General features: G+C 45.0%; 15 protein-coding genes. 10 read left to right on the forward strand and 5 right to left on the reverse strand.

Going from position 1 to position 14,299, the window contains the following annotated elements:
* The first annotated feature begins 14 nt into the window (after positions 1-14).
* Entirely contained in the window at positions 15-326 is a 312-nt protein-coding gene (locus tag FFM77_RS06430; protein ID WP_137634941.1) for a metal-sulfur cluster assembly factor, read from the forward strand.
* A 526-nt stretch (positions 327-852) separates the two neighbouring features.
* Here FFM77_RS06430 and FFM77_RS06435 read toward each other — a convergent pair.
* The 3 genes from FFM77_RS06435 to FFM77_RS06445 all read right to left on the reverse strand — a co-directional run bounded on the left by FFM77_RS06435 (position 853) and on the right by FFM77_RS06445 (position 4,615).
* Positions 853-3,303, reverse strand: coding sequence for a glycyl radical protein (locus tag FFM77_RS06435; protein ID WP_137634942.1), 2,451 nt, complete (start codon positions 3,301-3,303; stop codon positions 853-855).
* A 207-nt stretch (positions 3,304-3,510) separates the two neighbouring features.
* Complete coding sequence (locus tag FFM77_RS06440) at positions 3,511-3,783, reverse strand: type II toxin-antitoxin system Phd/YefM family antitoxin (RefSeq protein ID WP_137634943.1); 273 nt, start codon at positions 3,781-3,783, stop codon at positions 3,511-3,513.
* A gap of 73 nt (positions 3,784-3,856) precedes the next feature.
* On the reverse strand, positions 3,857-4,615 hold the full coding sequence (locus tag FFM77_RS06445; RefSeq protein ID WP_137634944.1) for a DeoR/GlpR family DNA-binding transcription regulator: 759 nt from the start codon (positions 4,613-4,615) through the stop codon (positions 3,857-3,859).
* Positions 4,616-4,761: 146 nt separating this feature from the next.
* Here FFM77_RS06445 and FFM77_RS06450 point away from each other — a divergent pair, with 146 nt between their 5' ends.
* From FFM77_RS06450 to FFM77_RS06480, 7 genes are all read left to right on the forward strand, one after another.
* On the forward strand, positions 4,762-5,568 hold the full coding sequence (locus FFM77_RS06450; RefSeq protein WP_137634945.1) for a glycyl-radical enzyme activating protein: 807 nt from the start codon (positions 4,762-4,764) through the stop codon (positions 5,566-5,568).
* Positions 5,569-5,586: 18 nt separating this feature from the next.
* Complete coding sequence (locus FFM77_RS06455; RefSeq protein ID WP_137634946.1) at positions 5,587-6,312, forward strand: VIT1/CCC1 transporter family protein; 726 nt, start codon at positions 5,587-5,589, stop codon at positions 6,310-6,312.
* Between the two features lie 75 nt (positions 6,313-6,387).
* A complete protein-coding gene (locus FFM77_RS06460; RefSeq protein ID WP_137634947.1) occupies positions 6,388-6,927 on the forward strand; it encodes a GNAT family N-acetyltransferase in 540 nt (179 codons plus the stop codon).
* Positions 6,928-7,667: 740 nt separating this feature from the next.
* Positions 7,668-9,176: an MFS transporter gene (locus FFM77_RS06465; protein WP_137634948.1), complete on the forward strand. Its 1,509-nt coding sequence runs from the start codon at positions 7,668-7,670 to the stop codon at positions 9,174-9,176.
* Between the two features lie 75 nt (positions 9,177-9,251).
* Complete coding sequence (locus FFM77_RS06470) at positions 9,252-10,205, forward strand: zinc-binding dehydrogenase (RefSeq protein ID WP_137634949.1); 954 nt, start codon at positions 9,252-9,254, stop codon at positions 10,203-10,205.
* Positions 10,202-10,744 carry a GNAT family N-acetyltransferase gene (locus FFM77_RS06475; RefSeq protein WP_137634950.1) on the forward strand — a complete coding sequence of 181 codons (543 nt, stop codon included), beginning with the start codon at positions 10,202-10,204 and terminating at the stop codon, positions 10,742-10,744. Before FFM77_RS06470 ends, FFM77_RS06475 begins: the two co-directional genes overlap by 4 nt.
* An 87-nt stretch (positions 10,745-10,831) precedes the next feature.
* Positions 10,832-11,773: a DNA/RNA non-specific endonuclease gene (locus FFM77_RS06480; RefSeq protein ID WP_379892430.1), complete on the forward strand. Its 942-nt coding sequence runs from the start codon at positions 10,832-10,834 to the stop codon at positions 11,771-11,773.
* Between the two features lie 40 nt (positions 11,774-11,813).
* Here the strand turns inward: FFM77_RS06480 and FFM77_RS06485 are convergent, their stop codons facing one another.
* Both FFM77_RS06485 and FFM77_RS06490 read right to left on the reverse strand, forming a co-directional pair.
* Entirely contained in the window at positions 11,814-12,281 is a 468-nt protein-coding gene (locus tag FFM77_RS06485; RefSeq protein WP_137634951.1) for a VOC family protein, read from the reverse strand.
* 577 nt (positions 12,282-12,858) lie between these two features.
* Positions 12,859-13,125: a hypothetical protein gene (locus FFM77_RS06490; RefSeq protein WP_137634952.1), complete on the reverse strand. Its 267-nt coding sequence runs from the start codon at positions 13,123-13,125 to the stop codon at positions 12,859-12,861.
* 178 nt (positions 13,126-13,303) lie between these two features.
* Between FFM77_RS06490 and FFM77_RS06495 the strand changes: the two genes are divergently transcribed.
* Positions 13,304-13,633: an ArsR/SmtB family transcription factor gene (locus FFM77_RS06495; RefSeq protein ID WP_137634953.1), complete on the forward strand. Its 330-nt coding sequence runs from the start codon at positions 13,304-13,306 to the stop codon at positions 13,631-13,633.
* Between the two features lie 89 nt (positions 13,634-13,722).
* A complete protein-coding gene (locus tag FFM77_RS06500; RefSeq protein WP_223876794.1) occupies positions 13,723-14,277 on the forward strand; it encodes a TetR/AcrR family transcriptional regulator in 555 nt (184 codons plus the stop codon).
* The last annotated feature ends 22 nt before the right edge of the window (positions 14,278-14,299 follow it).

The raw sequence follows: 14,299 nt of genomic DNA on the forward strand, positions 1-14,299 counted from the left end.
GGAGGACCATCGCGATGGCAGAAACAACTGCATTTAAAGATAAGGCGATTGAAGCTTTAAAAAAGGTGATTGATCCAGAACTGGGCGTTGATATTGTTAACCTCGGTTTGATCTATGATGTGACGTTAAATGATATTGGCGAAGCGCGGGTCACGATGACGTTGACTATCATGGGTTGCCCACTGACCGATGAACTAGCCAGTGGCATCGCCGAAGCGTTAGGTGACTTACCCGAAGTTAAAGAAGTTGTGATTAATTTAGTTTGGGAGCCAGCCTGGTCGATTGCTCGAATGTCACGAGAAGCTCGGTTAGCGCTAGGTGTTTAGGGATTATTCATCATATAGTGCGTATTGATTAAAAAGTCCAGCATTGGCTGGACTTTTTTGATGTATTCTTAATTTGCTAGTTGGATTAATTTGTCACTCTGGTTGGGCCAGAATCGGCTGGAACGTGGTGGCCACGTTTTCGAGCTACAAACCGGTCTCGAAAGCCGGGCTTTATCTGAGTCGGGAAATCACCGACCAAGATAAACGACACCACTGAGCCAATTCTGGCCCGCCCGGCGTTAGCAACCGGCTATTAAAAAGTTAATAATTGATTATTTCCAGTTCAGTCATTTAGCTGCGAGATTGGGTCCCAAAATGCTTAGCCGTGTTATTGGTTTTAGTACGATTACGCCAGGTTCAGTTTTGAAGTCCGATCTTTAACTTCAAAATGACTCATAGCGTTCCAGCGTTTTAGGAACTAACTGGCAGGCGGCAACTTTGACGAACACCAAACGTCATCATCTGGCATAAGTAAACCAAAAGCGTCTTAGCAAAATCTGCTAAGACGCTTTTAAACTAGTTTGATTTAAAGAGATTGTTCCGTCCGTTCGATAATATCATCTTGGGTTTCTTTCGATAAGCCCACGAAGAAGGCGGAGTAGCCAGCGACCCGAACGATTAAGTCCCGGTGTTTAGCGGGGTGATTCTGGGCATCGACTAAGGTATCACGGGAGACAATGTTGTATTGAACGTGATAACCGTGCAGCCGGTTGAAGAAGGTCCGTAAGAGGGCGACTAACTTCATGCAGCTTTCATCGCTACGTAAGATCTGAGGTGACATCTTTTGGTTCAAGAGCACGCCACCGGTAATATCTTCCGTGTGTAATTTGGAAACGGACTTAAATACCGCCGTTGGTCCATCGGCATCCATGGAATGTTCTGGTGAGCAGCCTTCAGCTAACGGTGTCCGGGCATGCCGGCCATCTGGCGTGGCTAAAGTACTGTGGCCTTGACCGACGTTAGCGGAAATTGATGACGTCCCAGCGTAACGTAAACCACCGATTGGGCCACGACCGTAACGGGTATTTTTGTACTTAGCGATTTCGTCGATATAAGGCTGATAAGCGTCCACGATTAAGTCATCCACGTAATCGTCATCGTTCCCATATTTCGGGGCGTCATTGATTAACATCTGCCGGATCTTTTCGCCATCTTTGCCAGCAAAGTCGGACTTTAAAGCGTCCCATAACTGTTGCGTCGTGAGCTGTTTTTCTTCAAAGACTAACTTCTTAACGGCCGCTAAGGAGTCGGCTAAGTTGGCAATCCCAACTTGTAAGCCACTAATGAAGTCGTAAACGGCGCCGCCTTCTTTAATAGTCTTGCCACGGCCAATGCAGTCGTCAGTTAAAACGGAGCAGAGAATATCAGGGTAGTTTTGTTCCAAAGCTAGGTCACAGCTATTTTCGATAATGACACTTTGACGCGTCATTTCGCGTAAGGCTTTGTCCCAAGCGGCCATCAATTGGTCGTATGAGGTCATGTCGGTGAACTTGCCGTAGTCCGGTAATAACCGTTTACCAGATTCGGGATCAATCCCGCCATTCATTACGATTAAGAGAACCCGTGGGAAGTTGATAAAGCTCATCCCGGTACAACGATAACCCCATTTACCAGGAATCGCCGTTTCGACACAGCCAATCGCGCTGTAATTATATGCATCTTCCTTTTTGACGCCCCGCCGCATAAAGGATGGAATGATCACTTCATCGTTGTTGAAGGCGGGCATCCCTAAGCCTTGCTTAATGACTTCGACACATTCACGCATGAATTTATCACTTAAGCCCTTGTGGTAACGAACGGTTAAGTTAGGTTGTGGTAAGTGGGCTTGCGCGATCGCCCGTAAGATCAAGTAGCTCATCGGATTAACCGCATCTTTGCCATCAGGAGTTTGACCACCAATGGTAATGTTTTGGTAAAGGGGACTACCGGCGGAGAATTCCGTATGCTGCCATGACCGGACCTTGTTGATGGTTAAGGTCTTAAGACATAAGTTGGTTAAAAGTTCCGTGGCGTGATCAGCGTCAATCTTGCCAGTCTTTAAGTCATGTTCATAAAATGGATCCAAGTATTGGTCCAAGCGGCCGTATGAGACGGAGTGACCATTGGATTCAATCTGCAAGGTCAGATGAACTAACCAGACAGCTTGAATCGCTTCATAGAACGTGTCGGCTGGTTCATAAGGAACTTTAGTTAAGATTTGAGACATCTTTTCAAGTTGCGCTTTACGAGTTGGATTAGTGGCACTAGCAGCTTGCTTTGCAGCTAATGCGGCATAACGCTTAGCAAAGTTATGAATGGCGTCGATGACGATTAAGCCGGCTTTGTAGAAGTAGTACTTCTTTTGACTAGGAAAGTCGGTTAAGTCTAAGTCAGCTAATGCAGCTTTGATGCGGTCTTCGTACCATTTTAAGCCTTTGTTGACGACGTTCTTGTAGTCAACGGCAATGTGCCCATCACCAGAAGTAATGTTCCCGTCAGCGCCAATCACGCCGAGATCGTAGAAAATCCGGCTAGCTTCAGGGAATGACTGATAGCCACGATCTTCCAAGGTATTGTGCTTCCAGAATGGGGCAATTTCGCGAAGTTCTTTTTTAGAGTCTTCCGTAATATAGAAGACATCGCCAGGGCGTTTTTCGAAAGTATCGAGTTCGTCGATGACCCAGTTCATTGAATATTCTGGGAAGACAGGGGCCCAGCGGTTTTGCCGCGCCTGGTTCCCGGCTAACAAAGTATCGTCTTCGATAAAGATACTCATCTTGGCGAGCACGTTTTCAAGCATCTTAGCGCGTAAAATATCGACTTGTTCATCTTGATGGGCTTTGTAAGTTTCGGTCGTGAGGATGGCTCGTTCAGGGTCAACGTACGGCTTAGCATCAATAATACTGTCACGGAACCGGTCCATCATCGGGGTTAGTTTGCCAAAGTGATTCTCGGTTTTAGTTGTAGTGGTTTTATTTTGGGTAAGTGTCGCTGTCATAATACGTTCCTCCTGTTGTTCGAAACTGATTTATCTTTCTTACGTAACTAATCATAACATGCCTACCGATGACGTCAAGCGCTTTCAAATAAAACCAGGATTCTCAAGCCAACTTCTTCTAAAATGCACGGATGTGCAACTAACTAATTAACAATGAGGAGACTAAAAAACGCTTAGGACGTTAATCCTAAGCGTGGTCGTGATTGGCTAATGCTTATTATGCATATTGATTAATAGCTTGTGCTGTTTAAAGCCACGTTGTGTGAGTTGCCAGTCGCTTTCTTTGATCCGTTCCATTAGTTTTGTGTTGGACATGATTGCGAGAGTTTCCATAATTGATTCATAGGTATCTACTGAGAGAACGACAATATTGTTGTTGAATTTGGGGTTGGTTACGGTTAGCGGTTCAGGGGTATCGTTTACTTGGTGCATGTAAGACTTAAGATTTTGTCGGAAGTCAGTATAGCTTGTTGTTTGCATATTGGCACATCCTTTCCATCAGTATACCTTGTGCCAAGTAAGCGTTAAATAAAAAACGCTTAGGACGTTAATCCTAAGCGTGGGTCTCGACTAATTGGGTCCGAATATCATGGTTAATTAGTCGTTGTTGTAGTGTGGTCGAAATATCAGTATCGGTAATGACCGTGTTGACCTGATCCAGACTGAGTTGGCGCACGGTACTTTTTGCATCGAATTTGCTCGAATCAGTCAAGATAATCGTGTTGTCAGCGTTGTCTGCCATGGCCTGTACGGTATCAGCCCGCATAATGTCATTACTATAGAAGCCAAAGTGTGCGTCAAAGCCATCCGTCCCGACAAATAGCTTGTCAGTGTGGAAGTTCGCCAGCATGGCTTTGGTTAACGGGCCGACCGCCACTTGTGAGTCTGGCTGGTATTCACCGCCTAAGACGTTGACGCGAATGTTGGGGTAGTCGCGAACATAATTCGCAATGAAAAATGAAATGGTGATAATTGTGACGTGTTGGTTGGCCTTCGCGAGTTCTTCAGCCATCAGCGCACAAGTTGAGCCGGATTCAATCATGATGGTTTCGTTATCCTGAACCGTTGCGGCGGCCGCTTGGGCGATTTGACGTTTGACGTCATAATTCTGGGCTAAACGGAACTTCAAGTCGTTCGGATTATTGATAATGGCAAAGCCGTGTTGCCGTTGCAGTAAACCACGGTCTTCTAACTGGGTCAAATCCTTACGAATCGTGACTTTCGAGACTTGCAGCAGATCAGCGAGTTCATTAACTTCGATTTTTTTTCGTTGGTTGACGATTTGGAGGAGTTGTTCATTACGTTTGTTCATTAATCTCACCATCCTGTTGCTTTCATTATAGCACGGTTCTGGCCGTAAACGAATCATGATTACTTTCTTTCGAAAGAATAACTATTTACGTTTGATAACAAGTGCGTTAGGATAGAGTCAATCAATGACAATAAGGAGTGACCAAAATGGCAACAGTAACCACAACGACGGCACCGCTGAAAGGGCTTGTCTTCAATATTCAAAAATTCAGTATTAATGATGGTCCGGGTATTCGAACGGTGGTCTTCTTTAAAGGTTGTCCATTGCGGTGCAAATGGTGCTCGAATCCTGAGTCGCAATCGGGCGTGCAGGAGTCGATGTATGATGAGCAAACGGCCAAAGAAACTATCGTCGGCGACTATATGACGGTGGATGAAATTATGAAAGTGATTTTACAAGATCGCGACTTTTATGAAGAATCTGGTGGTGGGGTGACTTTTTCCGGTGGTGAAGTGTTATTTCAAGCACCGTTTGCGATTGAACTCGCCAAAGCCATTAAAAAAGCGGGGATTCATCTCGCTTGTGAGACAACTGGCTATACCACGCCAAAATTATTTAAAGAATTTATGTCATACATGGACTTTATGTATTATGATTGTAAGCAATGGGACCGCAATCAACATCGGGCGGGGACGGGTGCTGATAACACGGTTATTTTGAAGAATTTAGAAACCGCTGTCAAAGCCCATAAGACAATGATGGTGCGGATTCCGGTCATTCCAGGATTTAACTACACGTTGGCTGATGCGGACCACTTTGGTGAGTTGTTTGTAAAGCTCGGGGTACCGGAAGTTGAGTTACTCCCATTTCACCAATTTGGCTTGAAGAAGTATCAAGATTTAGGTCGGAAATATGAACTGGAAGATGTTAAACAGTTACAAGCAGAAGATTTAGTGGATTATAAGCAGCATATTGAGCAACACGGCATTAAAGTTCGAATTAATGGCTGGTAGCCAGGGGAGCGGATACTGATGGAATTTTCATTACGAGCATATTTTAAACACACCATGTTAGCGGATCGGTTAAACATTATTCGGGCTGGTATTTTAGGCGCCAATGATGGTATTATTTCGGTCTCGGGGATTGTGCTGGGGGCGATGGGGGCTAACTTTTCGAGTAACTATCTCTTAGTCTCTGGCGTTGCCGGCATGTTAGCTGGTGCCTGTTCAATGGCTGGTGGTGAATATATTTCGGTTAGTGCCCAACACGATATTCAAAAGAATACGGTAAAAAAAGTTTTGAGTGAAACGGCCGCCACGCCCGCGATGTCGCGGCAACATATCGTGACAACTTACTTGAAAAAAGGATTAAGCAAAAAGACTGCTGAAACAGTGGCCGATGAATTAATGGCGCAAGTCAATATTCAGACACAAGTCAATGATGAGGTCGCCGATACGTATCAGATTAAAGTTGGGCATTACTTAAATCCCTGGCATGCGGCGGCAACGTCATTCTTGTCGTTTATTGCGGGGGCGCTGATTCCGCTATTAGCGATGACGTTAATTCCAAATCCGTATAAAGAACTAGGCACGTTGATTGCGATGGTGATTGCCTTAGCGTTGAATGGGCTAGTCAGCTCACATTCGCAGACAATGTCGACTAAGCAGACGATGTTGCGTAATATTATCGTGGGTCTACTTACAACGGTGGTGACGTTTGCCTTGGGGGCATTGTTTCACACCACGATCGGTGGTTAGAACTTATGAATTGAAAAATGACGGTCAGGTCGTATACTAAAACAATTAAACCGTAATTTGGAGATGGCATAAGACATGCAACCAATTTTGACAGAACGACTAAGTATTCGACCGATACGTCCTAGTGACCATGATGCGTTGCAGGCGATGTTGCTAGACCCGCGAGTTGTTGCGTATTTGCGTTACCGCGCATTAAAGACGCCCGCTGATTTTGATGATAGCTTCAAAGCGCACTTTTTAACCGATACAACCACGACCTTTGGGATCGAAACTAAAAGTGATCATCAGTTGATTGGCTTTTATGAATTCCATCCAGAAGGGACGACCGGCATCTTGACTTATGCTTTAAGTCCCAGTGCATGGGGCCATGGCTATGTGGCTGAAGCTGGTCGGGCGATGATGGCGTATGGTTTTGAAACGCTTGGTTTTGATGAGCTGCAAGCGCATTATGCGGATGCCAATCCTAATTCTGGCCGGGTAATGGCCAAGATGGGCATGTATGATCAAGGTGAACTTGAGACATTCACCCTAGATAATGGTGAGACGGTACGCGTGCTGGCCTATCATTTAATGAAGCAGGATTGGCAAACCAATCGGCAAGCTGATGCTGGGTAAATCATGTTTTTAACTGGAAACCGTCACACTTTTTTCATAACTCGCGTCTATACTATGGTCATTGTCAATCGAGCGAAACTTGCTTGATGATGATCCAACCCTAACTTAACGGATAAAATGTGTGTGACTCTAGATCACAAATAACCACGGTGCTTCGGCATGGTGGTCTTTTTGTGTCGATTTTCAGAAAATAACGTGGTGTGATTCCTGAAAATAGTGTAATCTTAGAAGTGCATGAAAAACTTATTTTTGAATAAAAATAGTGTGGTGTTTTTGGTCACTCTGGTTGGGCCAGAATCGGCTGGAACGTGGTGGCCACGTTTATGAGCCAAAGTTCGGTCTCATAAGCCGGGCTTTATCTAGGTCGGAAAAACCACCGACCAAGATAAACGACACCACTGAGCCAATTCTGACCCGCCCGGCGTTGATTAACAGGTATTTATAAGTAGTTGCTAGTCATTTTAATCATTTGATTAGGAATACGATTAGTGTTGCAGTAGCTTTAAACAAATAATTAGTCAGCTAATTTAGCGAAGGGCGGGCTGGATGATGCTCAGTGGTGTCGTTTGACTTAGGTCGAGTGTTCTTCTCGTCCTTAGTCAAAGCCCGGCTTGGAAGACCGTATTTTGGCTTCCAAACGCGGCCACCACGTTCCAGCATCAATCCAGACCAACCATAGCGGCAATTTGAGTGATATATGAGTGGAAAATACATAGATAAGCATAGAGAGGAAGTTAGTGGTGTCGAAAAAAGTTGTGATGATTGTGACAGTTGCGTTGTTGTTGTCGAACGCGATGAATGGGCTAGATAGTACGATTATTAGTACCGCGCTACCTGCAATCATTAGTGATCTGCATGGGATTCAATTGATGGGGTGGATCGTGGCCGTCTTCTTATTAGGCGGCGCGGTGACCACGCCGTTATGGAGTAAATTAGGTGAACGGATTGGGAATAAGCAGGCCTATCAGATTTCGACCACGATTTTTGTGATTGGGGCGTTGTTAGAAGGTCTGGCGCCAAATATTATTTTCTTAATTATTGCTCGGACCGTTATGGGAATTGGGAGTGGTGGGATGACCGCCATTCCGTACATTATCTATGCTGAGATTTATCATGATCCGATTAAGCGCGGTAAGGTTTTTGGCTACGTCACCGCTAGTTTTAGTACCGCCGCCATTATTGGCCCGTTAGTCGGTGGCTTTATTGTCGATAATCTCGGTTGGCACTGGGTATTTTATATCAATGTGCCCATCGGTTTGGCATCAATTGCCATTATTCAAGCGTTGTATCAGGCACCTAAAATTACCAAAACAGCGTCAAAAGTGGACTACCTGGGTGCGGCCTTGTTAACGAGCGGGTTGGTCAGTCTGTTAGTCGGTATTGAAATGATTGGTAAGTTGCCAATCATTGGGGTTGGCTTAATTTTGGCGTTAGCTTTGGCCTTATTAGCCGGCTTAATGGCTGTCGAACATCGGGCAGTTGATCCGATTATTCCAAGTCGATTGTTTAAAAATCGTTATTTAGTGGCATCATTTGTGATGTTCTTTTTAATTTATGGCTTTTTCGTTGGGTTCAATGTCTATGTGCCAATGTGGGCGCAAGGATTATTGGGAACCACGGCGGTTATTGGTGGTGTCACTCAGATTCCTGGGTCAGTGACGAACTTCTTAGGCGCTCAGTGGAGTTCTAATCATGGGCAAAAATGGTCGACGCGGACGATGGTCATGATTGGTTTCGCCGGCATGTTGATTGCCTGTGGGTTACTGGCAGTCGCCGGCTTGCGGACGAGTTATTGGTTCTTATTGTTAGCTGGAGCATTTCAAGGCTGCGGGATTGGGATTTGTTTTACCGTCTTGCAAGTCAGCGTGCAACAGCAAGCAGCGCATCGCGATGTGCCGATTGCGACCTCGTTTAGCTTGTTAGTCCGAATGTTAGGTCAGACGTTTATGTCTTCAATCTATAGTGTGGTTTTAAACCAATCATTGACGTCAGGCGTGGCCCAATCGCATGGCAAAATCACAATGAATATGTTGAATGAATTGAGTGACGCGAACAGTGCAAAACGGTTGCCAGCGCAGCTTATTCCAGCTATGCGGACGATTTTACACACTGGCTTGCATCATATTATGAGCTTAGCGTTGGTTTTACTGGTCATCGGCTTAGCAGTTAATATCTTCTGGTTCCGCAAACCACACGCGCATCATCACTTTAGTTTGAAAAGTCCTAGTTTAAGTCATCATCTTAATTAAATTTAGTTGACCGCTTTAGTTGTTGCTAGGGCGGTCTTTTACTATACTTGACTTTAAACGGAGGCAAAATAATCAATGCGAGCAATAAAAGTGCAACAACCAGGTGGTCCGGCCGTCTTAACGGTGAGTGACGTACCAACCCCGAGTGTTAAGCCCGGCTGGTCATTATTAAAAGTGTGCGGCTTTGGCATTAATCATTCTGAAATTTTTACGCGTGAAGGCAAATCACCAAGTGTTCAATTTCCACGTATCTTGGGCATTGAAGCCGTGGGTGAGATTGCGGCGACGACCGATACAACTCGTTTGCCGGTTGGTCAGCAAGCCATGTCAATTATGGGCGAAATGGGTCGGGCGTTTGATGGCAGTTATGCGGAATATGCATTGCTACCAAATGATCAACTGTATCCCATTCATAGTGAACTAAGCTGGGCGGATTTAGCAGCCATTCCGGAAACCGGTTATACCGCGTATGGGGCTTTATTAGGGTTACAATTACAGCCACAACAAAAACTCTTGATTCGTGGTGGCACGAGCGGGGTCGGCGTGATGGCCGTCAAGTTAGCCCATGCCATGCAGCCGGATATTCAAGTGTTTGGCAGTACCCGTAATGTGGCTAAACGGTCTGAATTACAGGCAATCGGTTACGATGATGTCATTGGTGATATCGATGGCCAACTGCAGACTGATCAACGGTTTGATCGTATTTTGGATCTGATTGGTCCTGCCACAGTCCCCGATTCATTACAATTTTTGCGTCATTTTGGCATTGTGAGTTCAACTGGCGAATTAGGTGGCGTCTGGACGTTAGATCAATTTGATCCGATTATGCAGATCCCAAATGACGGCTACTTAACGGCCTTTTACTCCGGTGAAGTCGTGCAGTCACAGTTAGATGACCTATTGGCGCTAATTGCTGATCACCATGTCGATGTAACGCTAACTAAAGTTTTTGATTTAGATGGCGTGCAAGCCGCTCATGAATACCTGGAAAGCGGCCATAGCTTGGGCAAAGTGGTGGTCTTGCCATGACGACGGTTAAGATTCGGCCGGTCAAGCCAACGGAACTAGATGAACTCTGGCAGATCGGTTTTAGTCATCCCGATGCGGAGTGGCTTAAATGGAACGGGCCTTACTTTCATGACACGTTGCCGAGTCAGATTGTCTTTAACAGTTTAATTGGACCGCATGATTGGCTGACGGATCAGCGTAACTGGGTCATTACCGTGGATGAAGCCATCGTTGGTAGTGTCAATTATCACTTTGTGGATGGGGACTTAGAGCGGTGGCTTGAAGTGGGCATTTTGATCTTTGACGACCAGCACTGGGGCCAACATATAGGTCGCCAGGCGTTATCCCAATGGTTAGATCATTTATTTAACGACGTGACAGCCTTGCCACATATTGGGTTAACCACTTGGTCAGGCAATCAGCGGATGATGCATCTGGCGACAGCGATTGGCTTGAACTTAGAAGGTCGAATACCGCAAGTCCGTTATTGGCAAGGTCAATATTATGACTCAGTTAAGTATGGTATCTTACGGTCTGACTGGCTTAACCGACGTCAATAAAATTTGACTTCAAAAAACGTTTGTTCCCCTGACTAAAATACGGTATGATAGAGTCACAATCTAAAAAGATGGGGCGGAATGAATTTGATGAAATGGTTACGATCAGCGACCTTAATGGGGATTTTGAGTTTAATACTGTTGCTCGGCGGTTGCAGTAGTTTAGACCAATCGACGAGTGATAGCGGTTCGAGCACAACTAGCAGTAGCGACACCACGGCGACTACCGGTAATGTCAAAGGCACTTATGCGGCCTTAGCCAAGCAAGATTATAAATCCGGCAGTGCCGCTGCAATTAAGGTGAATAGCGGTAAGAGTACGTTGAAGGCGAGTCTATGGAAGTATTCAAAGATCGATTATGGGAATCTTGATAGCTTGAATCGGACGACCACGGACACGGCTTATTTGAGTAAAGCTAATTTAGGACGTTCAGCTGGCCGAACTGCACAGACTTGGAGTCCGACTGGTTGGCATAATCAGCCAATTAAAGTTAACGGTAAGCGGGTCTATCCGCAGAACCGCGGACATTTAATCGCGTATACGTTATCATTTAACTTAACCAACACTGGAGTCTATAAAGCTGGTGAAGATGGTAGCTTGGATAATCCGAAGAATTTAGCCACACAAACCGCTTATTCTAACCAAAAGACGATGCAGATTTATGAAAATCAAGTGCGGACCGCGTTGGAACAAGGTAAAAAAGTCATCTACCGGGTGACAACCGTCTTTCGGGGGAATGAATTAATGCCACGGGGCTATTGGTCACAAGCGGTATCCACCGATGGTAGTGTTAACTTCAATGTTTACATTTGGAACGTTGAACCGGGCGTTAGCTTTGATTATGCCACGGGTCGCGGTAAAGCCGATGCCAGTATGCAAGTCGCTGGCGCTGATAAAGTGACGACTAGCAATAATACGGGCAATGCTAATCGTTATTCGTCAAAGCGGACGACCACGACCAAGCAAGTTGAGAAAGAATTGGCTAAGTATGGGTATAAGTACGCTAAGAAAGCTTATAATCACGCTAAATAAACAAAACGTGTCTGACATTTTGCCAGGCACGTTTTTTAGCTTAATCGTTTTGATGATCCGCGGCGATTGACCAAGGTGAGGTATGAAGCATCCAATTCACACCGAATTTATCGGTGAATTGGCCCATCTTGCCACCCCAGAATTGTTCGGCAAATGGCATGTTGATGGTCACTTCACCAGAGTCAACGAGGTGCTGGTAGAAGTCTTCAGCAGCTTGATTGCTAGCCTCATCTTCACTATTAATATCAATCATTAAGGTAATCTGTTCAGATGGTTGCGGGGTGCCCCGAAAGGCATCGGCACATTCGACTTTCGTGCCTAGAATGGTGAAGCCACCATGCATGGTCATATTGTTTAGGTCGGCATCGGCTGGCAAGCCAAATTGTTGTGCTTGTTCCGGTTTAGGACTTAATCGGTAAACGTCAGTCGCCCCAAAGACTCGTTGATAGTAGTCAATGGCCGCTTTCGCATTTTCAAAAGCAAAGTAAGGATAGAGTTGGGATTGCATATGGTCATCTCCAAATCGTAATTTATGGTGCATTCAAATTGTAGCATTAACCGTTTCCAAGTGCGATGATTAGGGAACGCGACAATTTTAAAATTTTGTCGCATTTTAGGACAAATTAATTTAAGTAAACTGGTAACTATGGTGAAAGCGGTTATACTAAGGGACATAGCGTTGCTTAACCGCCGTTAATTGCTATTTTCTCTTAAATTTATTAACAAGTAGCGCTATACCCAAACGAATCGAGTCATCGGTTAATCCTTCCCAGAATACCTGTGACTTTTCCATAACGGTGATCAAGCTCCCAACTTGATCATTGCGAGTTATCGTTTGAATGCAATTACCCTTTGAGTACCTAGCCATTGGTTGGGTGCTTTTTTGTAGAGTGAGAGGTACAGCGGGTTGGGGTCGAGCATTGCCTAGCTAAGCCAATGACTCGGTAGTCTTTCCGAGTCGTTGGCTTGGCGTAGCAAGCGGAGTCCCCAGCTGTGCCGAACACGTTTCGGCAAGTCAGTAGGAACCACAAAAAATCCCAATCAGCAACGGGGGCAGTCCGTCACCAATCAGGATTCTAGGAAGTTTAGATTAAAAATAACAGCCAACCGGCCAACGCTAAGGTCAATAAATCAATCAAAATAAAACAGGCGGCTTTGGTATGACGGATGGCACAGTAACTATCGTAACCGGTCACACCAATGATTAAGCTGAGTAATCCGATACTTGAGTACAACATGACGAGATCATTCTGGTGCAGAGTTAGCGGTAATAATAAGACTTGAATTAAAATCCAGCAACCAGTTAGTAATAATAATCTAATTAATAAGGACGCTTGACGTAAGGGTTTCATCAGCCTGTGCCTCCTTTAATGTTCTAATTGTAATCGCTTTCTAATTAAGCTAGAAGCGCAACAAACTGAATGTGTTTTAAAATCAGACAGTTTTTAAAAGGTGTTGCAAAAAAAATTGAAAAGGGTTACCATTGATTCATTCCAATATTAGAATATAAGAATGAAAGGAGCTAACCAAATGAATCCAAACGAAGCGGCTTTACAAGAGTTCCGGGATACGATTCCAATTTTCGAAGTATTAGCCGATGAACGTCGCCAGCAGATCATGATTGAATTAACCCAGCATGCTAAAGGGTTAACGGTTGGGGAATTAACTAAAATCATGCAAATTTCACAGCCAGCGGTTTCACATCAACTAAAGACTTTAAAGGATCATCATTTTGTGAGTGTTGAACATCAAGGCACTCGCAATTATTATCGGGTGACGTTCGATGGTCCACTAACGAAAGTCGAGCATCTGATCCACACGTTACGGGAAGATTTGAAGCTTAAACCATATTTGCATTAGGGGGACTAAAATCGTTGCCAAGGGAGCAGCGTTGTTTTAGGTCTATTTCATTCTAATATTCGAATATATGAATAGAAGAGGCCAAAGGGGTGGTTACAATTTCGATTCGCACGGAGCTAGATTTGCAGCGCGCGATGTACCAGTTATTGGAGCAGCGGTCGATGTCACAAATCACGGTTGAACAAATTTGTGCCCGGGCGTTGATCCATCGTAGTAGTTTTTATCGATATTATACCGATAAATTCGACTTGCTAGCGCAAATGGTGATGCGCGCAATTGAAGAAATGCTGGCGGCTGAACAAACTAATGCCGCTGGCTCGGGAGTGATCGCGCGCTTTATTGGCACGCATACTCAGATTTTACGGCATTTATTGGTGACGAATACCGAAGGCGACAATGATCGCTCGCAGCGTGTAATTAATGATTGCTTTTTGACCATTGCACAAGCTGGGGCTCACGATCGGGTCTTCGTAATGATGCGCAAGGCGTCGCAACCGGATTTAACGGCTTACTTAGTGAGCGGGGCGATTACGAGTATTGTGCAATGGCTAAGTAGTGAAGGGCTCGACGGTGGGGCGCCGCAGATTCAAGCGGCAATTGAAAAGACGTTAGCGACGTTTTTCTCACTTGAACAGCACACATAATTTATTTTTGGTGAAGGAAGGT

The organism is Lactiplantibacillus songbeiensis, from assembly GCF_005405125.1.
Lineage (GTDB): Bacteria > Bacillota > Bacilli > Lactobacillales > Lactobacillaceae > Lactiplantibacillus > Lactiplantibacillus songbeiensis.